This window comes from Terrirubrum flagellatum (assembly GCF_022059845.1).
In the GTDB taxonomy this organism is placed as follows: domain Bacteria; phylum Pseudomonadota; class Alphaproteobacteria; order Rhizobiales; family Beijerinckiaceae; genus Terrirubrum; species Terrirubrum flagellatum.
On sequence record NZ_CP091851.1, the window covers coordinates 2,577,450 to 2,597,262 of the forward strand.

The following is a 19,813-nucleotide window of genomic DNA, read 5'->3' on the forward strand; positions in this document are numbered from 1 at the left end:
GGAGAAGCCTATTCGGCCGAGCGCCAGAGGACAGGCCAATCGTCGGGATCGACGGCCTGACACTTGTCCATCTTGCGGTACGAGGCGAGGACAAAGGACGAGCCGGTCCAGCTATAAACTCCGGATTCGCCGCAGTCGCCGATCCCGCGCCCCTTGGCGAGGAAGCTCAATTGACCGCTGGCGGGATCGTAATCGCCATTGGTGACGCCGTCCTGCGAGCGGCCGAGCGGATCGGGCAGCATGAGTTTCTGCGCGCCGGCGACATTCTTGCCCTTCACGAGCCAGAGCAGGCTGGAGAAATTGTAGGCGCCGGCGTCGCAAGGCAACATTACGAGCGCGACGCCGTCGCCCATGGCGTAGGCCTCGCCCGAATCATCGTCGCCCTTCATGCGTGAGCAATCGCGCTTCACGCTCGCCGGCAATCGCTTGACCAACGCTGCCGCGAGATTGGCGGGCGCTTCTCCGGCCGCGGACGTCGGTTTCGCCTTCACGACCGGGAGCGGCGGAGCAGCGGGAACGCTCGACGCCGGTTTCGGCCCCGGCCGCGCGAGAGCGGTGGTCGTTCCAACCCTTCCCTGCATGTCGTCGATGAACAGCAGCGCCGCCGAGGCGCCGAGGAAGGAGAGATCGATCTTTCGCGCCCCCTTCCCGTCCGAAACCGTCACGCGATCGACCTTGCGGGCGGCGGCGAGGATCGCGGCCCAGCCCGTCAGGCCAGGCTCGGCCGGCGGCGCAACGAGCTTCGGCTCGGACAATTCCTGCTCGCCGGCGACGATCTTCCATTCAGGCTTCGCGTCAGGGCCTGCGGCCAGAGCGACGCGAATATAGCCGCCGTCCCCATCGCCTGTGCTGAAGCCGAGCGCGACGCAGCCGCGGACATTGTCGCAGCCGACCTCCCAATCCTTGAAAGTCTTATAGGCCGGCGCTTTCGCGCCCTGGGCGAAGGCTGCCGGCGCAAACGCAAGCAGACCAAGAAGCAGCGACGCGCCCCAGATATGAGCCGTGCGCTTCATCGCAGCTTCGGATCAGAACGCCCGAAAGGTGATGATTGTATGGGTGTCCAGGATTTCCGGGATCGTCTGCACCTTCTCGCCGACGAAGCGGCCGATATCGACCTCGGTCGGGATGTGGAACTTGGCGAGGATGTCGTACTGGCCGGCGATCGAATAGATCTCGGATGCGATCTCGGCGTCGGCGAGACGGCTCGCCACCTCATAGGTCTTGCCGAGCTTGCATTTGATCTCGACGAAGAAGGTCTGCACGGCCCGGCTCCCGGTCTCTGAACGGGTTCGGTAGCGGGTCTCGGGCGACGCCGCAACATCTCCGAGGCGATTGGCAATCGCGCCCGCCCGCCCGAAAATGCCGGCTCATTCGCAGGCCGATCTCCGACCAGCGGCCAAGGATCGTGGAGGACGCCATGGATTTCGAACCGAGCGCAAAAGCGAAGGACTATGTCGCGCGCGTGCGCGCCTTCATGCGCGAGCACATTGTCCCGATCGAGAACGACTACTGGGCGCAGGTCGAAAGCGCGGCGCAGGGCGGCGACTGGCGCACATGGAAAATCCCGCAGACCATGGAGGACCTCAAGGCGAAAGCGCGCGCGCAGGGGCTGTGGAACATGTTCCTGCCCGACGACAAGCTCGGCGCCGGCCTCTCGATCGTCGATTATGCCCAGGTGGCGGAGGAAACGGGACGCAGCTTCATGGCGCCCGAGGTCTTCAACTGCTCCGCGCCCGACACCGGCAATATGGAGGTGCTGTGGCGCTACGGCTCCGACGCACAGAAGGAGAAATGGCTGAAGCCGCTGCTCGCCGGCGAAATCCGCTCCGTCTTCTGCATGACGGAGCCCGACGTCGCCTCCTCCGACGCGACCAACATGCAGGCGACCGCCATCGTCGAAGGCGACGACATCGTGCTCAATGGACGCAAATGGTGGTCGAGCGGCGTCGGCGATCCCCGCTGCAAGATCGCGATCTTCATGGCGCATACGCCTGACGCGACCAGGGATCGCCATGAGCAGCATTCGATGGTGCTCGTTCCCGTCGATACTTCGGGCGTCACGATCAAGCGCATGCTCCCCGTATTCGGCTCGCATGACGCTCCACATGGCCATGGCGAGATGCAATTCGAGAATGTGCGTGTGCCGGTCGCGAATGTTCTCGTCGGCCCCGGCCACGGATTTCCGATCGCGCAGGGACGGCTTGGTCCCGGCCGCATCCATCACTGCATGCGCTGCATCGGCGCTTCGGAGCGGATGCTCGAATTGATGATCGAGCGCGGCATGAAGCGCGTGGCCTTCGGGCAGCCGCTGGTCAATCTCGGCGGCAATCGCGAACGCATCGCCAATCTGCGCATGGCGATCGATCAGGCGCGACTGCTCACGCTCTACGCCGCGTGGAAAATGGACAAGGTCGGCAACCGCGCCGCGATGACGGAGATCTCTTCGATCAAGGTGGTCGCGCCGAACGTGATGCAGAAGGTCGCCGACGATGCGATCCAGATGTTCGGCGGCGCCGGCATGTCGAATGACGACACGCCGCTTGCGTCATTCTTCGCCACCGCGCGACTGCTGCGTCTCGCGGACGGCCCCGACGAAGTTCATCGCGATGTCATCGCGCGCATCGAACTGCGCAAGCACGGCGCGAATCGATAGCGATCAATAGACAGAGCCTGCACGCGAATTTCGGCCCTTCATTCCGTTGCGTCAGCGATTCTCTCGAAAAGGGAACGCTGGCGGCGCAGCGACGTTTGCAGCCTGACGAAGAGAGCATCGCTCTCACGTTGCGTCCAACAAGCTGGTCGATGTGGCCGCTGCGCGCTCGCGCAGCGCAGCGTCGATTGCTGTCAACATGAAGGGAACGTGAAATGAAACGCATTCTTGCGACGGCGCTTCTGATTTCCGCGACGGCGATCGCGGCGCCGGCATTCGCCCAGAACGATGAAGCGGCCAAGGGCGGCGCACTGACAGGCGCAGCCACCGGCGCGGTCGGTGGCGCCATTGTCGGCGGGCCGATCGGCGCGGCTGTCGGCGGCATCGCAGGCGCCGCAGTCGGCGCGACTGCAGGCTCATTGACGCCGGAGGACCGTGTGTACATTCGCGATTATGCGGTCCGCCAGCGCGCGGCGCCTGTCACGGTGCAGGAGCGCATTGTGATCGGCGAACCGCTGCCGCCAACGGTCAAGTATTATCGGGTTGAGGGCAATCCGCGCGTCGCGACCTATCGCTACGCCTACGTCAACAACCACTATTACATCGTGGACGAGAGCGGTCGCGTCGTCGGCGAGATGTAACGCCTGACGCGCTAATCAAGAGCGGGGCGGCGAAAGCCGCTCCGTTTTCGTTTGTCCGGCGAAATAGGAGAATTATTCGTCGCTGGAGCCGTAAGGCGACGAAAGGATCACGCGCACCTTGCGCTCGCCTGAATTATGCGGCGGCGTCATAGCGGGCGCGGCGATGCGCGTTTCGTCAGCAGTTTTGGCGACGACGTCGGGATCAACCGCCGCCGGTTGGCTCGCGACGGCCTTGCGCGGCGTCGCGGGCTGATGGCCGCGGCTTGGCGCCTGCGCGAAAGCAACGCCTGCGATCGCAGAAAAAACGATGCCCAAAGCCACGCGTTTCATTTGAGCCCAACCCCATACAGCCAAGCCGGACGCGCGCCCCGTCCGCGAATTCCGGCAATGACGGCGCGCCTATTCCATATAGGGCGCCGCGCGTCACCTGGGAGGCGAGGTCACGGTTAGCGAAATCCACCTATGTCCTGCGGTTCTTGCTCGCTCCGGCCTGCTTGGCCAAGCTTTGCCCGGACGACAGATCAATGACGGACAAACCGGGAGGATGACATGATCGACGCCGTGATCGTGTCCACCGCGCGCACGCCTCTGGCGAAATCCTGGCGCGGCGCATTCAATATGACTCATGGCGCGACGCTGGGAGGCCATGCCGTTCGCCACGCCATCGAACGCGCCGGCGTCGAACCTGGCGAAGTCGAAGACGTGCTAATGGGCTGCGCCTATCCCGAGGGCGCGACCGGCCTGAACATCGCCCGCCAGATCGCGCTGATGGCCGACTGTCCCGTCACAACCGCTGGCGTCACAGTCAACCGCTTCTGTTCGTCAGGCCTGCAGACCATCGCCATGGCGGCGCAGCAGGTCATGGTCGACCGCGTTCCCGTTGTCGTGGCCGGCGGCGTCGAGTCGATCTCGCTGACGCAGAACCAGATGAACAAGCATATGCTGACGAGCCGCGATCTCACGAAGAAAAAGCCCGAGATCTATTGGCCGATGCTGCAGACCGCCGAGACGGTGGCGAAGCGCTACAACATTCCGCGCGAGGCGCAGGACGAATATGGCGCGCGCAGCCAGCAGCGCGCAGCGGCCGCCGCGGCGGCGGGGAAATTCGCCGACGAGATCGTCCCGATCAAGGTCTGCATGGCGGTGACGGACAAGGCGACCGGCGAAACCAGCAATCGCGAAGTCGTCGCCAAGGCCGATGAAGGCATTCGCGCCGACACCACCTACGCCGCGCTGGCGGACATCAAGCCGGCGATCGAAGGCGGCGTCATCGCCGCCGGCAACGCCAGTCAGTTTTCCGACGGCGCCTCGGCCTGCGTCGTCATGGACGGACGCCTCGCGGAAAAGCGCGGGCTGTCGCCGCTCGGAATTTTCCGCGGCTTCGCCGTCGCCGGCTGCGAGCCTGATGAGATGGGAATAGGACCTGTCTTCGCCGTGCCGCGCCTGCTCGAACGCACGGGCGTGAGGTTTGAGGACATCGATCTCTGGGAGCTCAACGAAGCTTTCGCCGTGCAGGTGATCTATTGCCGCGACAGGCTCGGCATTCCCGACGACAGGCTCAATGTGAATGGCGGCGCCATCGCCGTCGGCCATCCCTACGGCGTGTCGGGTTCGCGGCTCGTGGGACACGCGCTCATCGAAGGCAAACGGCGCGGCGCGAAACTCGTCGTGGTCACCATGTGCATTGGCGGCGGCATGGGCGCCGCCGGATTGTTCGAGGTGGCCTGAAAGCCACTGGCGCGACGCTTTGACGCGACAAGCAGCCGCCCGCCTGAAATATTTCCGCCGCGCAACAGCTTAGCGAGCCCCGGCGCGCCCACGTCCTGCGGCGCGAGCCTCTTGATGCCGCGATGAAAACATCACACCGTGCGATCGAACGCGTTCGGGCGGTCCGGAGATGTCGATGCAGACTCAAACACGCGCGGCAAGGTCAGTAAATCGCGCGCATTTCGTCGAGCGCGCGTGCTGCCCCGCCTGCGCAAGCGTCAACACCGTCGAGATCTATGCGGCGCCTTTGAATGAACCGCCCGTGCGCGATTTCATCGCGTCGCATTACGCCACGCAAGGCGAAGTCAACTGGTCCTATCTCTCCGGCACAGACTACGTCCTCGATGAATGCGCAGACTGCGAATTGATCTTTCAGCGCTTCATTCCCAACGACGCTCTTCTCAATCATATCTATTGCGAGATGATCGATCCGGAGAAGCTTTCGCGCGTCGAGAATAGTCGGCTGACCATCGACACATTTCACAGGATCGCCGGCGAAATGGATGTGCTGTTCCGTCTCGCCGGCAAACCGCCCGCCGAAATCCGGTTTCTCGACTACGGCTATGGTCATGGCCGCTGGGCGCGCGTCGCGAGAGCCATGGGCGCCGAGGTCTATGCGACAGAAATCGGCGAAGACAAAATCGCCAGCGCCGCGGCGCTGGGCGTGCGCATGATTCCGGACGCTGAAATCGACAACATGCGTTTCGATATCGTGCACACCGAGCAGGTCTTCGTGCATCTCGTCGACCCTGCGGCGACTTTCAAACGCCTCGCGGCTGTCACCGACGGCATCATGAAAGTCGCAGTGCCCACTCAAACGCGCGCGAAAGAGCTCGTTCAGTCAAAGGGATTGACCGCGGCCTCGCCCTTCAAGAAAATCGTCGCGGGCGAAACGCTCTCCCGGCAAGACCTGACCTATATATCGCTGCAGCCGCTCGAGCATCTCAACACCTACAGCGTCAAAACTTTCGAGAGGCTATGCGCCGCTCACGGCATGCGGATCATCAGCCGGACGCGCCGCGCCTCCATTCCACTCAACATCATGACGCCGAAGCTCGCGCTCGGCTCACTCAAGCGGGCGGCCTCGATGATCGCCAAAACGATCCTGCCGCCGGTCTCCGCCTACTTCGTCATGTCGCCGGCGAACCGCGCCTGATCGGCGCCGCCTTTCAACTCCGCAGCGCCGGCATGTCGCGATAGAGATCGAGCGCTTCGGGGTTCGCGAGCGCCTCCTTGTTCTTGACGTCGCGGCCATGCACCACGTCGCGCACGGCGAGTTCGGTGATCTTGCCTGACTTGGTGCGCGGGATGTCCGCGACCTGCACGATCTTCGCCGGCACATGGCGCGGCGAGGCGCCGGCGCGGATTTTCGACTTGATCGCCTTTTCGAGATCGGCGTCGAGCGTCGCGCCTTCCTTCAGCCGCACGAACAGGACGACGCGCACGTCATTGTCCCAGTCCTGGCCGATGCAGATGCCTTCGACCACTTCGGGAATCTGCTCGACCTGGGCATAGATTTCGGCGGTGCCGATGCGGACGCCGCCGGGATTGAGCGTCGCGTCGGAGCGGCCATGGATGATGATCCCGTCATGCTCGGTCCATTCGGCGAAATCGCCCTGGCACCAGATTCCGGGATAGCGCTCGAAATAGGCGGCGCGGAATTTTGCGCCTTCCGGATCGTTCCAGAATTTCACCGGCATCGACGGAAACGCCTTGGCGCAGACAAGCTCGCCCTTGCCGCGCGCGAGATGCTGGCCGTCATCGCCCCAGACATCGATCGCGACGCCAAGCGTCGGCGCCTGGATTTCGCCGCGCCACACCGGCGCGGTCGGATCGCCGGCGACGAAGCAGGCGACGATATCGGTTCCGCCTGACACCGACGCGAGCTGCGCCTTGTCGGTCACATGAGAATAGACATAGTCGAAACTTTCCGCAGCGAGCGGCGAACCGGTCGAGCAGATCAGCCGCACGCTTGCGAGATCATGGGTGCTCTTCGGCGCAAGCTCCGCCTTCTTGCAGGCGTCGATATATTTCGCCGACGTACCGAAGAGCGTGACCTTCTCCGCCTCAGCATAATCGAACAGAACCGAATTGACGGGATGAAAGGGCGAGCCGTCATAGAGGATGAGCGTCGCCTCGCTCGCCAGCGCCGAGACGAGCCAGTTCCACATCATCCAGCCCATGGTGGTGAAGTAGAAGACGCGATCTCCCGGCTTCACATCGCAATTGAATCGATGTTCCGAGAGATGCTTGAGCAACGCGCCGCCGGCGCTGTGAACGATGCATTTCGGCGCGCCCGTCGTGCCTGATGAATAAAGAATATAGGCGGGATGCGCGAAAGGCAGGGGCGTGAATTCCGGCTCGCGCGGCTGATGAGGCGCGATCAGATCGGCAAGCGTCGCAGCACGCGGCAGCGCTTGCGCTGTCGCGGCCGCATCGCCGAGATAATCGACGATGATCACCTTCTCGGCCGACGGCAGCCCGCTGACGATCGCTTGCAGCTTGTCGAGGATCGGCAGGCGCTTGCCGGCGTACCAGTAGCCGTCGCAGGCGAAGAACAGCTTCGGCTCGATCTGGCCGAAGCGGTCGAGCACGCCGCGCTCTCCGAAATCGGGCGAGCATGACGAAAACACCGCGCCAATCGAGGTCGCAGCCAGCATGATCGCGATGCTCTCGGGCAGGTTCGGCAGCATCGCCGCCACGCGGTCGCCGACGCCGACGCCGGCCGCCCGCATCGCCTGCTGAAGACGCGAGACGAGGGCTGAGAGTTCGGCCCAGCTCATGCGCTTTTCGGCCTTGTCCTCGCCGCGGAACACCAGCGCCTCGCCATCGTCGCGGCGGCGCAGCAGGTTCTCGGCGAAGTTCAGCTTCGCATCGGGAAAAAATTCCGCGCCCGGCATCGTATCGCGGCCAAGCGCCCGCGCGCCCTTCTCGCCGATGACGCCGGCGAAATCCCACAGCGCCGACCAGAACTCGGCGCGGTTGGCGACCGACCAGGCGTGCAGCGCGCGATAGCTCGAGAAGCCGCCGGTCTGCTGCTTCAGCCCTTCGGCGAAGGCCGCGACATTGGTCGCCTTGATCTGCGCCTCGGTCGGCGTCCAGAGGGGGGAGTCGGCCATGAAAAAGCTCCGTCAGTCGGTTCGGCTTAGAACATCCCCGGCCGCCGGGGAAAGCGCGTTCTTGCGAGGGATTTGGCCGCAGCGCGCAGGACGTATAGGTTGCGCGCCGCATGAAGGCTCTTCGCCCATTCCTGACCCGGCCCCCGGCCGGCGTGATGGCGATCGTCGGCGCTGCGCTGTTGGCGATCGGTCTCGCGCCTTTGCCGATCGGACGCACATTTACGCTGAAATCGCTCAATCAGCAGATTTCGGAGCGGACGGGCCTGACCGCCGTCGCCGACAAGGCCGACGTGCGCCTGAGCTTCCTGCCCTTCCCCAAGGCGCGCATTCTCAATCTGCGAATCACCGACCCGCATGGCGCGCCGCTGGCGCGGATCGGCGTGCTCGACGCCTATCTCAGGCCGCTCGACCTGATTGGCGGCAGATTGCGCTTCACGGGCTATGCGGTCAGCGAAGCCATCATCGACGCTGGCGAACCGGCCGCGCGCGCCGCCTGGCGGACGGCCGGACGCAAGCTCATCGAGGCGACGCTGCAGCCCTCCGCGCCTTCTCCCGCCGAGCTTTCGGTCGAGCGTAGCGCCGTCGCGACGGGATCGCAGCCGCTGACTGACGTCACAGCGACAATCTCCTGGGGCGGCGCGGGCTCCGCCCTTTCCGCTTGGGCGCGCGGACGCTGGAAGGGAGAGGAGACGGAAATCCGCCTCTCCGACTTTCAGCCCGATACGTTCTTCGCCAGCCAGGGCAAGGGACCCGTCCGGTTCGCCGTCCGCTCGCCCTTCGCGTCGATCGACTATGCCGGCGACATCGAGGGGCCGGAGGCGCCGCGCGGCGAAGGGCTGCTCAAGCTCAGCGTCAGCTCGGCCGACCGGCTCGGCCGCTGGCTCGGCTTTTCCGCGCCGCTGAGCGGTGTCATCGATCGCTATAGTTTCGAGGGGCGCGGCCCGGTCTCGACGCGCGGCTTCTCCTCGGCTGCAGCGACTGTGACGACAGGCGCAAGCCAGCTCGAAGGCACGCTCGCGCTTCGCGTCGATGACGGCCGCCCGCAAATCTCCGGCACGCTGGCGACGCAGGACGTCGATTTCGACGCCATCGGCTCCTCGCTCGACTCCGTGCGCGATACGGCCGGCGCCTGGAGCCAGGATGGTTTCGATCCCTCGCCGCTAAAGCGCACCGATGTCGATCTCCGGTTGTCGGCCAGCCGCGTGCGGCTTCTGGGCGCGCGGCTTGGCGAAGCCGCGATCTCGATCATGCTGAAATCGGGCCGGCTCGAATTCGTGCTGGGGCGCGCGCAGGCCTATCAGGGCGCGCTGCGCGGCCGCGCCAGCTTGCAGGCGCTCGATGGCGAGCGCGTCGAAGCGCGGCTGCAGGCGAATTTCGAGGACATGGATATTGGCGCGACGTTGCAGGATGTCGCGGGGCGACGCCTCGCTTCGGGCCGCGCGCAGGGCCAGTTGCAGCTTGAATCGACCGGGCGTTCGGCGACCGAGATCGCAAAATTGCTTTCGGGCAAGATCAACGCGCAATTGAAGGATGGCGATCTCGCCGGCTTCAATCTGGTCGACGCGATGCGCCGGCCCGACCGGCTCTCGGCGGAGCTCGTCAGCGCGCAGGCGGGCCGCACGACGTTCCAGTCGCTCGATGTGAGCGCCACGCTTGCGCAGGGTGTCGCCGACACACAGGACGCGACGCTGACCGCCTCAGGCGGCGTCGCGGCGGTCGCATCGGGACAGGCTTCGGTGCGCGACCAGACGATCACGCTCAACGGCGTCGCGCGCGCGCCCTCCATTCCCGGCGACGGGCTGCGCTTCACATTGAGCGGGCCGTGGCGCCAGCCCAGCCTGCAATGGCAATATTCGAGCGTGTTCAAGCGGAGCTGAGCGAGCGCGAAATATCTATCGCGCAAGCTCCAGCGGAAACGGCGTCGGCTCCCAGATTTTTTCGAGTTTCAAAGAGGCGGCCATTCGCGCTTCCAACCGATGCAGCACGCGCGCGATTGCCTCGCGATCACCGGCAGAAATTCCTGCGCCCACCTCTTTGACTCTTTCTGAAAGCCCTTCGCTCTCGCGATCAAGGATCGTACGATCCGGAGCGCAAATTTCTTCAGAGAGCAAACGCGCGGCTTCGTCCAGTTCGCCAAAAGCGAGGCGGAAGCGGAGATCGAGTCGCCCGAGATAGCTGCGTTGCACCGGATCTTTTGGAAGAGCATGCCCAGCATAATCTCGCAAGGTTTTCATGGCGCGCAGCTTCGGTAGCGCCCTATTCTCAATATTGCTGACAAGTTCGTCCTCCACATCGGGCTCATCCAGCAGCCACAATCGACCTTTGCGGCCCAACGTCTCGCCTTGAGTGACATTCACGAACGTCGGGGGATAAAACATCGCCGTCGCAGCCCAACCGAGCATGAACTGATTGGCTGAGCTCGTGGCGCTGACGTAAATGAATCGCGCGAAATGATGCACCGGGCGCAGGAATATGCCGCGTTCGGCCAGCGCCAAATCAGGATGTCGCGCGAGCAGTGGCGCAACGAGCTTTTTAACCTCGCGGAGAGTCGTCAATACGCCGACCTCATTTCGGTAACGATGATTTGCTGCGCTTGGGGATAATTCAAGCGAGTCGTAGTCGCGATCTCATTCATTCGAGCCGGAGGCAACCCGCTTTTCCCAGTCTTAATATCGTATACGCACGCCACAGTCGGGCGTGTGACATCGAAGATATCCATCCGCATAGATCCTATCCTGCCGTAATATTGATTGAGGATCGCAAAATTTGGAGGCTCCCCTGTTTCATCGAGCGTCTTGAGAAAGGAAATCTCTGCGTGGAGCCCCTCAACAGGGGTAGCTCGCATCAAATTCCGAGTTTCCATATGCACCGCAGTTCCATAAGTCGCTTTGCTGGAATAATCCTCTTTTCTGATCCTAATTGTCGCATCATCCAAGAATGCTTGCGCCTCTTTGTAAGCTCCGCAGGCTTTACTTACTTCGTCATTCGTCAGATAGCCTGCAAAAATCGCGGGTGAAGTGGGAGTTGGCACATCATACTTCTGAGCGGGATACGACAAGACAGCTTGACGGTTCGGCCCGTTGTTGATCGAGAGAAATACGTAGAGCGCCCCAACGGCGACAATTGTTGCGTTGAACGCCGCCGGCACCGCAGGCGCGAGAAAGACAAACGTCTCCTGCACCCTAGCGACAGGCTCTGGCCCGTTCCTTGTCCACTCGACTTCGCTTAGTTTGCGGCCCTCCCCGTCATAGATTGTCTGAACTGATCCCACGTTCTCGAATATGCGGACCGTTCCGTCAGGCGTGCGCACAGTATAGCGATCATCGAAACGGGTCGGTCCGCGGACAGGATATTCCGCGCGTATGATCGTTCCGTCGGGCCCCATGACGGTTTGCTCCGCCAAGGAGCCATCCGGCTGCTTCTTTTCCGAGAGAACTTTCCACTCTTGGCTGGTAGCGACCCGAACCGGCCCATTCCCGCCCAAAGTCCACCGGCCCGCGCCTTCGCTTCCCGCCGGATTCCTCGGCTGGAGCGGGTTGAAATTCTGTTTGAGCGCGAGCTGCAGCTTGAGCATCGCCCATTCGAAGCGGAGCGCCGCCCAATCATGGCGAAAACGGCTGAGATCAGAACGATGAGTTGAGCGAGCATCCAAGGTCGCCTCCTGTCCATCGTCCTACTATAGGATTATAATCTCCATTGTCAAGCGCAAAACCTGACCGCTTGGGGTCGATTTTCGGTCGCAGCGTCGCGTTTTGTCAGCCGTCAAGCCGCCCGTTCGCCCTCCCCGGCCCGCTTCAGCGCCACCGTCGCGGTCAGCACGGCGACCGTGACCACCGCGATGAGCACCGAGCCCACGGCGTTGATGTCGGGCGACACGCCAAGCCGGGCCTGGCTGTAGATGCGCATGGGCAGTGTGGTCGAGCCGGGCCCGGAGACGAAGCTCGCGATCACGAGATCATCGAGCGAGAGCGTGAAGGCGAGCATCCAGCCCGCGAGGATCGCCGGCGCGATCAGCGGCAACGTGACAAGCGCGATCGCGAACAAGGGCGAAGCGCCAAGATCCATCGCCGCCTCTTCGAGCGAGCGATCGAACAACGAGAGCCGCGCGCCGACGATCGCCGCGACGAAGCCGGTCGTGAACGTCGCATGGGCGATGGTGATGGTGAGCGCGCCGCGATCAAGATCGATCGCGACGAAGAGCAGCAATAGCGACAGCGCTGTGATCACCTCGGGCATCACGACAGGCGCGAACGCCATTGCGGCGAGCGCGCCGCGGCCGCGGAATTTGCCGAAGCGCGCGAGCGCCAGCGCGATCAGCGCGCCCATCACGGTCGCGATCGTCGCGCTGGCGACGCCGACGCGCAGGCTGTTCCAGGCGGCGCTCATCAGCGCCTCGTTCGAAGCGAGCCCCTGATACCAGCGCGTGGTGAAGCCGCCCCACACGGTCACGAGACGCGAGTCGTTGAAGGAGAACAGGATCAGCAGCAGGATTGGCGCATAGATGAAGGCGAAGCCCAGCGTGAGCGCGAGCACGCCGTTCCAGCCCATGCCGCGCTTCATTTCAGCGCCTCCTCGCCGCGCGCCTCGAGGCGACGAAGGATCAGGAACGGGATCAGCAGGATGATCACCAGGATCACGGCGATGGCGGAGGCCGTCGGCCAGTCGCGGTTGCCGAAGAATTCGCTCCACAATTGCCGGCCGATCATCAGCGTTTCCGAACCGCCCAGCAGATCGGGAATGACGAATTCGCCGACGCAGGGAATGAAGACCAGCAGACAGCCCGCGGCGACGCCTGGCGCCGACAAGGGAACCGTCACCAGCCAAAAGCTCTTCCAGGGCGGGCAGCCGAGATCGGCGGCGGCCTCAAGCAGATCGTGGCTCTGCGCGACCAGCACCGCGTAGATCGGCAACACCATGAAGGGGAGATAGGCGTACACAATGCCGATATAGATCGCGATTTCGGTGTTGAGGATTTCAAGCGGCGCGTCGATCAGCCCAAGCGCCAGCAGCGCCTGATTGAGAAGGCCTTCCGGTTTCAGGATGCCGATCCATGCATAGATGCGGATCAGAAAACTCGTCCAGAACGGCACGATCATCAGCGCGAGGAGCAACGGCCGCAGCGCCGGACGCGCGCGCGCCATGGCGTAGGCGATGGGATAAGCGATGAGCAGCAGAAGAAAAGTCGAGGTCGCGGCGATGCGCAGCGCAGTCAAAAAGGCGCTGAGATAGAGATCGTCGGAAAGGATGGTCGCGTAGTTCTCGAAGTTCAGCCCTTCGAGCACGGCGCGCAGACCTTCGAGTCCGCTGCCCTGTTCATACTGCGGCGCGTAGGGCGGCTGCGCGCGCGTCGATTGCGACAGGCTGATGCGCGCGACGAAGAGGAACGGCGCGAGGAAGAACAGCGCGAGAAAAACAACGGGCGGCGACAGCACGGCGAAGCGCGCGGCGCGTCCGAAAGCGTGCGGAGCAGACATCAGCGCTCCAGCAGGATCAGCGCCTCGGGCGCGATCGACAGGAACACGGAAGCGCCTGCTTCAAGCTCATTGTCGCCACCGACCGCGTTCGACTGCGATACGCGCGTAACGACGCCGCCGCAATCGACCAGCACGAGCCGCTGATCGCCGCGATAAATCGACTGGATCACCGTTCCCTGCACCACGTTCGGCTGCTCGGACGGCCGCCAGGGATAGAGGCGGATATTTTCCGGCCGCGCGAGCGCGTGAGTGGCGCCGCGCGCTCCCGACTTCACTGCGAAGGCGATGTCAGGCTTCGCGCAAACGAACATGAGCGCGCCATTTTCGCCGTCGCGCGTTTCGCCCTCGAACAAGGTCGCATCGCCAATGAAGCGCGCGACCGACAGGGTCGACGGGCGCTCATAGATGTCGCGCGGGCGGCCGACCTGCGCGAGCCGCCCCGCATCCATCACCGCGATGCGATCGGCCATGGTCATGGCTTCGGTCTGGTCATGCGTGACCGTGATGAAGGTGAGGCCAAGCCGCGCCTGCAGCGCCTTCAATTCGATCTGCGTCTCCTCGCGCAATTTACGATCGAGCGCGGCCATGGGCTCATCGAGCAGCAACAGACGCGGTCGTTTCGCCAGCGCGCGCGCGAGCGCGACGCGCTGGCGCTGACCGCCGGAGAGTTGATCGGGCCTGCGCCCGCCGAGCCCTTCGAGCCGCGTCAGCGCGAGCATTTCCTCGACGCGCGATTCAATTTCGGATTTCGGCAATCCCTCCTGGCGCAATCCGAAGCCGATGTTGCGCGCGACATTCATATGCGGAAACAACGCATAGGACTGGAACATCATGTTCACGGGCCGGCGATGCGGCGGAATCTGGCTGACATCGGCGCCGTCGAGCAGGATGCGGCCGGAGTCCGGCCGCTCGAAGCCTGCGAGCATGCGCAAGAGCGTGGTCTTGCCGCAGCCGGAGGGACCGAGCAGGCAGAGGAACTCGCCTTCGCTGACGGCGAGATCGACAGCGTCGACCGCGGCGAAGGACCCGAAGCGTTTGCTCGCCTTCTCGATGCGGAGGATCGGGGCGGCTGAAGCGGGATGCGAAAAAGCGGGAATCGGTTTTTCGCGCCAATCCCGCTCTGAACTTTTGGAATCGATCACGTTCATGGCTTTGGATTGATTAATCCAAAGCCATCGTGATCTGAGGCGGGCGTCGCGGAAATGACTACTCGCCTTCGCGCAGCGCTTCCGCGATGCGCTGTTCGAGCACCGACGGCTTCTTCAGGATGATGGCGCCGCGGGTTTTCTCGACGAGGCCCTGCTCGGTCATGGTGGTGAATTCGCGCGTCACCTGCTCGCGACGGCAGCCGATGCGCGCGGCGAGCACATGATGAAATGGCGGCGGCGTGATCACGCGCTCGCCCTCATGTCCCGGTCGCGGCAGCGAGAGACGCAGCAACTCGGAATAGAGCCGGTGCCTCAAATCGAGCACCGCCTGCTCCATCAGGCGGGCGTTGAGCTCGCGGGTGCGGGCGGTGAGGATTTTCATCATCCGCTCGGAGAGCGTCGGCGTGCCGAACACGCTTTCCCGGAAGATGTTCGCCGACATGATCACCATCTCGGCCCGCGTCAGCGCGGTGACATTGGCCGAGCGCGGCACATTGTCGATGGCCGCGAGCTCGCCGAAGAACTGGCCGCTGCGCAGATCGCCGAAAATCACTTCCTTGCCGGCCTGGGTTCGGAACAGGACGCGCACATCGCCCGACGCCAGAAAATACACGTCGCTGGTATGGTCGTCGAAATCGAGAACCACCTCGCCGTCGTCGAAGCGCTTGACGATGCAGCGCTTCTCGAGCGTCTCGAGATCCAGGCCGCAATCCCGGAAGAACGGCACGCGCGTGAGAAGAGCCATATGAATCGACCTTGGCGAAATAGGCCGCAAATGTGGCAGGCGCAGCCCAATGGTCAACCCGACGCTTGGCCGCCCTCGCTCGCGGCGCAGCATTTGCAGGGGAAACAGGCGCCCGGGCCCGGCATGACGCCCATGCCGGAGCCCGTCTTTGCCGGACGGGGCCGGCGGCCTAGGCTGCATCATCCCCCGACTTCGCGAACCCTGCCTGGCGACCGCCCATGACCGCACGCCCCGATCCCTCCCAGTTCGACGCCGAGAAATTCGGCGTCGGCCAGCCGGTTCCCCGCAAGGAGGACCCGGTCCTGCTGCGCGGCGAAGGCCGCTACACCGACGACAAGCATGTGGAGGGCGAGCTCCATGTCGCTATGGTGCGCAGTCCGATCGCCCATGGCGTGATCAATGGGATCGATCTTGAGCCGGCGCGGGAGGTCGAGGGCGTGCTCGGCGCCTGGACGGGCGCCGACCTGATCGAGGCCGGTTATGGCCGGTTTGTCAGCAAACTCAACTTCCCGAACAGGGATGGTTCGGCCTACCGGCAGCCGATCCGCTATCCGCTCGCCCATGAGCGGGTGCGCTATGTCGGCGACCCCGTCGCCTTCGTCGTCGCGACCTCGGCCGTCATCGCCAAGGACGCCGCCGAGAAGGTCGGCCTCGACATCGAGGCGCTGCCCGTCGTGCTGGAGCCGTCCGAGGCGGTGAAATCAGGCGCGCCGCTGCTCTATGACGAAGTGCCGGAGAATACGACGCTCGACTTCTATCACGGCGACGCGGAGGCGACCGCCGCCGCCTTCGCGAAAGCCGCGCATGTGGCGAAGCTGTCGCTGGTCGACTCCCGCATCGTGATCAATCCGATGGAGCTGCGCGGCTGCCTCGCGATGTATGACGCCGCGAAGGACCACTGGACGCTGCATGTGCCGACGCAGGGCGTGTTCGGCTATCGCGCCCAACTCGCCAACGACATCCTCAAGGTGAAGCCGGAGCAGGTGACGATCCTGACCGACCATGTCGGCGGCTCGTTCGGCATGCGCGGCGCCGTCTTCCCCGAACATGTCTGCTGCCTCCACGCCGCGAAAGTTCTGGGCAAGCCAGTGAAATGGGTGGAGGAGCGCACGCCAAGCTTCGTCTCGGACACGCATGGCCGCGCGCAGCAATATGAAGCGGAAATGGCTGTCGACGAGAAGGGCCGCTTCCTCGCCGTGCGCGTGACCGGCTTCGGCGATATGGGCGCCTATCTCACCACCGCCGGCCAGATGCCGACGACGCGCAACATCGTCGTCAACGCCTGCAGCATGTACCGGCTGCCGATGCTTGAAGTTTCGATGCGCTGCGTGCTGACCAACAAGACGCCGGTCGGCGCCTATCGCGGCGCGGGGCGGCCCGAAGGCAACTACATCATGGAGCGGCTGATCGAGGAGATGGCGCGCGTCTCGGGCATCGATCGGCTCGAGCTCCGGCGCATCAACCAGCTCACGCCTGCCGAACTGCCCTACAAGGCGCAATCCGGCGTCGTCTATGACAGCGGCGATTTCACCGCGATGATGAATCAGGCGTTGGAGACGGCCGATCAGAAGGGCTTCGCGCAACGCCGCGCCGAATCGAAAGAGCGCGGGTTCCTGCGTGGTTTCGGCGTCGGTTGTTTTCTTGAGGCCACGGCGGCCGCGACCATGGAGATGGGCGGCATCCGTTTCGAGGAAGATGGTCGCGTCACCATCATCACCGGCACGCTCGATTACGGTCAGGGCCACACGACGAGCCTTGCGCAGATTCTCAGCGCCCGGCTCGGCGTGCCCTTCGAGAAGATCGGCCTTTTGCAGGGCAACAGCGACGAGCTGCTGCATGGCGGCGGCACCGGCGGTTCGCGCTCGATGATCGCGTCAGGCTCGGCCGTCGTTGCGGCGAGCGACAAGGTGATCGAGAACGGCAAGCAGCTTGCGGGCTGGGCGCTTGAGACGTCGCCGAACGATATCGAGTTCAAGGAAGGGAATTTCTCTGTCGTTGGCACTGACCGCAGCGTCGGCGTCATCGAGCTCGCAAAGCGCGTGCGCGAGGCGCAGTCGCTGCCGGACGATCTGCCAAGGACGCTCGATGTGAAGCTCGTCAATGAAGGCCCGGCGATGACCTTCCCGAACGGCTGCCATATCTGCGAAGTGGAGATCGACGAAGCGACCGGCGCGACCGAGGTGGTGAAATACACCATGGTCAATGACGTGGGCACCGTCATCAATCCGCTGCTGCTCGCCGGCCAGCTTCACGGCGGCGTGGTGCAGGGCATCGGTCAGGTGCTGATGGAGCGCGTCGTCTATGACGAGGACGGTCAGCTTCTCTCCGGCTCCTTCACCGACTACGGCATGCCGCGCGCCGACGACGCGCCTTTCTTCACCATCGAAAACAGGCCGCAGCCGACGAAATCAAATCCGCTCGGCGTGAAGGGCGTTGGCGAAGCCGGCTGCGCCGGCTCGATCACCAGCGTGATGAATGCGGTCGTCGATGCGCTGTCGATGGTCGGGGTGACTCACATGAACATGCCGGCGACGCCAGAGAAGGTATGGCGCGCGATCGAGGATGCGAAGGCGAAGGCGGCGTGAAAAACGCCGCCGCGGATCACGCGAGCGCGCGCGCCTGCTCGCAAAGCCAGGCGCAGAAATGCTGCGGCGCTGAGCGGGATTCGCCGGCGCGCATCAACGCGAAATGCCAGGCCGGCCCGCTGAGGACGCACGCGAAAGGGGCGATCAGCAGGCCCTGGGTCAGAAGCGGCCGAAACAATGAAGGCGACAACAGCGCTACGCCTGCGCCCGCCAGCGCGGCGTTGGCGTCCAGTTCGTGCGTGGGATAATCGACCGCTGCGAAACGCAAGCCCGGCGGGGCCTTGCATCCCGCCTCCATAAACCATTGCTCCCAGTCGGGATGCGGCAACAGTTCGAAGTCAATCAGTTCATCGGGCGTAGCAATGGCGCGCGCCGCAAGCAGAGAGGGCGCCAGCATCGGCGTCACCTCCACAGGGGCGAGTGGATATTCTTCAAATCCCGCCCATCCGCCGCCGCCCGTTCTTATCGCGACATCGAACGCTTGGGGATCGCGCATTTCTGTTGAGACGTCGAGTTCGATGCCGAAGGCTCCGGGCGCGGGATAGCGCGCCAGACGCGGCGCAAGCCAGCGCGATGCAAATGTCGGCGGCGCCGTGACTTTGAGCGACGGCGCTGCGGCCTGAAATTCGTTGAGCGCATCAGAGATGCCATTCAACGCCTCCCGGACCCGTTTCGCCAGAATGGTTGCGGCGGCCGTTGGAGTGACACGCGGACCGGCGCGCACGAAGAGCGGTTGATCGAGTTCAGCCTCCAGCGTGCGGATGCGCAGGCTGACCGCCGCCGGAGTCAAAAACAGACATTCAGCCGCGCGCGCGAAGCTGCCGGCTGAAACGCACGCCTCCAGGACGCGCAGAGACTCCAAAGACGGCCGCATGTTCAGTTTCTCTTGTGATGACGACAAGCAAAGCGCGTTTTGGGGGCGTCGCGCTCACATGCAATGTCGGGAACAAGAATAGGAGATTTGCCGTGCCCCTGCAATCGCAGCGCCTGTTTACGCTCTTCATCATGCTTCACCCGATGCTGGAGCTTGGGCCGACGCCAGCCGGCGACCGGCGCATTTTTCCCGTGTCGGGCGGACATTTCGAAGGGGAGCGGCTGAGAGGCGAGGTGTCGCCGTTGATCGGCTCCGATCTCCTGCTCGCCCGGGCCGACGGGACATTTCAGCAGGATGTGAGACTTCTCCTCACGGCCGACGACGGCGGTCTCATCCTCATGACCTATCGCGGCGTGAGGCGTGCGTCGCAAGCCGTGTCCGAACGCATCGCGCGCGGCGAAATGGTCGACCCTTCCGAATATTATCTGCGCACGACGCCCTATTTCGAGACCGCCGCGCCAGCGCATGCGTGGCTCAACGGCATTGTCACGGTTGCAAAGGGAGGACGGCGTCCGGGCGGCGTCGAATACGAGGTCTTTGAAATTCTCTGATCAATCCGCCCCGCTCGCTGATCGCGAATATGATGGGCGCGACTCTTCCACGTTGGAGCGGCGGTCGCTTTTTGAATCGCTGTTGATGGCGATGCGCGGATGGTTCGAGCTGTGGAGGCGGAGACGGCGCAGCCGACTTGTGCTGCTTGAATTGAGCGACGCGCAGCTCAGGGATATCGGCCTGTCGCGCAGCGAAATCGATTGGAAAATCGAGCGCCCCCTCGGGATCGATTTCATCAAGCCGCTGTAGCCGAGCGGC

General features: G+C 63.9%; 19 protein-coding genes. 8 read left to right on the forward strand and 11 right to left on the reverse strand.

What is annotated here, in order from left to right:
* Window positions 1-8 precede the first annotated feature (8 nt).
* Entirely contained in the window at window positions 9-1,013 is a 1,005-nt protein-coding gene (locus tag L8F45_RS12535; protein ID WP_342363194.1) for a DUF1176 domain-containing protein, read from the reverse strand.
* Window positions 1,014-1,025: 12 nt separating this feature from the next.
* Entirely contained in the window at window positions 1,026-1,262 is a 237-nt protein-coding gene (locus L8F45_RS12540; RefSeq protein ID WP_342363195.1) for an Lrp/AsnC ligand binding domain-containing protein, read from the reverse strand.
* A 155-nt stretch (window positions 1,263-1,417) separates the two neighbouring features.
* Between L8F45_RS12540 and L8F45_RS12545 the strand changes: the two genes are divergently transcribed.
* Together L8F45_RS12545 and L8F45_RS12550 are read left to right on the forward strand one after the other, a co-directional pair.
* Window positions 1,418-2,653 carry an acyl-CoA dehydrogenase family protein gene (locus L8F45_RS12545; RefSeq protein ID WP_342363196.1) on the forward strand — a complete coding sequence of 412 codons (1,236 nt, stop codon included), beginning with the start codon at window positions 1,418-1,420 and terminating at the stop codon, window positions 2,651-2,653.
* Window positions 2,654-2,865: 212 nt separating this feature from the next.
* Window positions 2,866-3,291, forward strand: coding sequence for a DUF1236 domain-containing protein (locus L8F45_RS12550; protein WP_342363197.1), 426 nt, complete (start codon window positions 2,866-2,868; stop codon window positions 3,289-3,291).
* Between the two features lie 72 nt (window positions 3,292-3,363).
* Here the strand turns inward: L8F45_RS12550 and L8F45_RS12555 are convergent, their stop codons facing one another.
* Window positions 3,364-3,612 (reverse strand): hypothetical protein, encoded by a 249-nt coding sequence (locus L8F45_RS12555; RefSeq protein ID WP_342363198.1) that lies wholly within the window; start codon window positions 3,610-3,612, stop codon window positions 3,364-3,366.
* 228 nt (window positions 3,613-3,840) lie between these two features.
* On the opposite strand from L8F45_RS12555, the gene L8F45_RS12560 reads away from it, so the two are divergent.
* Both L8F45_RS12560 and L8F45_RS12565 read left to right on the forward strand, forming a co-directional pair.
* Entirely contained in the window at window positions 3,841-5,019 is a 1,179-nt protein-coding gene (locus L8F45_RS12560; protein WP_342363199.1) for an acetyl-CoA C-acyltransferase, read from the forward strand.
* Between the two features lie 175 nt (window positions 5,020-5,194).
* On the forward strand, window positions 5,195-6,214 hold the full coding sequence (locus tag L8F45_RS12565; protein ID WP_342363200.1) for a class I SAM-dependent methyltransferase: 1,020 nt from the start codon (window positions 5,195-5,197) through the stop codon (window positions 6,212-6,214).
* A 13-nt stretch (window positions 6,215-6,227) separates the two neighbouring features.
* Here the strand turns inward: L8F45_RS12565 and L8F45_RS12570 are convergent, their stop codons facing one another.
* Window positions 6,228-8,177 (reverse strand): acetoacetate--CoA ligase, encoded by a 1,950-nt coding sequence (locus L8F45_RS12570; RefSeq protein WP_342363201.1) that lies wholly within the window; start codon window positions 8,175-8,177, stop codon window positions 6,228-6,230.
* Between the two features lie 110 nt (window positions 8,178-8,287).
* On the opposite strand from L8F45_RS12570, the gene L8F45_RS12575 reads away from it, so the two are divergent.
* On the forward strand, window positions 8,288-10,054 hold the full coding sequence (locus L8F45_RS12575) for an AsmA family protein (protein WP_342363202.1): 1,767 nt from the start codon (window positions 8,288-8,290) through the stop codon (window positions 10,052-10,054).
* Window positions 10,055-10,069: 15 nt separating this feature from the next.
* Here L8F45_RS12575 and L8F45_RS12580 read toward each other — a convergent pair whose 3' ends face one another.
* The 6 genes from L8F45_RS12580 to L8F45_RS12605 form a co-directional block, all read right to left on the reverse strand.
* A complete protein-coding gene (locus L8F45_RS12580; RefSeq protein ID WP_342363203.1) occupies window positions 10,070-10,732 on the reverse strand; it encodes a hypothetical protein in 663 nt (220 codons plus the stop codon).
* Complete coding sequence (locus tag L8F45_RS12585; protein ID WP_342363204.1) at window positions 10,729-11,829, reverse strand: hypothetical protein; 1,101 nt, start codon at window positions 11,827-11,829, stop codon at window positions 10,729-10,731. Before L8F45_RS12585 ends, L8F45_RS12580 begins: the two co-directional genes overlap by 4 nt.
* A gap of 110 nt (window positions 11,830-11,939) precedes the next feature.
* Window positions 11,940-12,737, reverse strand: coding sequence for an ABC transporter permease (locus L8F45_RS12590; RefSeq protein ID WP_342363205.1), 798 nt, complete (start codon window positions 12,735-12,737; stop codon window positions 11,940-11,942).
* A complete protein-coding gene (locus L8F45_RS12595) occupies window positions 12,734-13,651 on the reverse strand; it encodes an ABC transporter permease (RefSeq protein ID WP_342363206.1) in 918 nt (305 codons plus the stop codon). The genes L8F45_RS12590 and L8F45_RS12595 overlap by 4 nt, the downstream gene beginning before the upstream one ends.
* The gene (locus tag L8F45_RS12600) at window positions 13,651-14,799 is read right to left on the reverse strand and encodes an ABC transporter ATP-binding protein (RefSeq protein ID WP_342363207.1); all 1,149 of its coding nucleotides are present in this window, start codon (window positions 14,797-14,799) and stop codon (window positions 13,651-13,653) included. The genes L8F45_RS12595 and L8F45_RS12600 overlap by 1 nt, the downstream gene beginning before the upstream one ends.
* A 58-nt stretch (window positions 14,800-14,857) precedes the next feature.
* Window positions 14,858-15,544 (reverse strand): Crp/Fnr family transcriptional regulator, encoded by a 687-nt coding sequence (locus tag L8F45_RS12605; protein ID WP_342363208.1) that lies wholly within the window; start codon window positions 15,542-15,544, stop codon window positions 14,858-14,860.
* A gap of 218 nt (window positions 15,545-15,762) precedes the next feature.
* Here L8F45_RS12605 and L8F45_RS12610 point away from each other — a divergent pair, with 218 nt between their 5' ends.
* Window positions 15,763-18,129, forward strand: coding sequence for a xanthine dehydrogenase family protein molybdopterin-binding subunit (locus L8F45_RS12610; RefSeq protein ID WP_342363209.1), 2,367 nt, complete (start codon window positions 15,763-15,765; stop codon window positions 18,127-18,129).
* Window positions 18,130-18,145: 16 nt separating this feature from the next.
* Here the strand turns inward: L8F45_RS12610 and L8F45_RS12615 are convergent, their stop codons facing one another.
* Window positions 18,146-19,003 carry a LysR family transcriptional regulator gene (locus tag L8F45_RS12615; protein WP_342363210.1) on the reverse strand — a complete coding sequence of 286 codons (858 nt, stop codon included), beginning with the start codon at window positions 19,001-19,003 and terminating at the stop codon, window positions 18,146-18,148.
* A gap of 92 nt (window positions 19,004-19,095) precedes the next feature.
* On the opposite strand from L8F45_RS12615, the gene L8F45_RS12620 reads away from it, so the two are divergent.
* Complete coding sequence (locus L8F45_RS12620) at window positions 19,096-19,554, forward strand: DUF3237 domain-containing protein (RefSeq protein ID WP_342363211.1); 459 nt, start codon at window positions 19,096-19,098, stop codon at window positions 19,552-19,554.
* An 85-nt stretch (window positions 19,555-19,639) separates the two neighbouring features.
* Window positions 19,640-19,804, forward strand: a complete 165-nt coding sequence (locus tag L8F45_RS12625) for a YjiS-like domain-containing protein (RefSeq protein ID WP_342363212.1) — start codon at window positions 19,640-19,642, stop codon at window positions 19,802-19,804.
* Window positions 19,805-19,813: the final 9 nt, after the last annotated feature.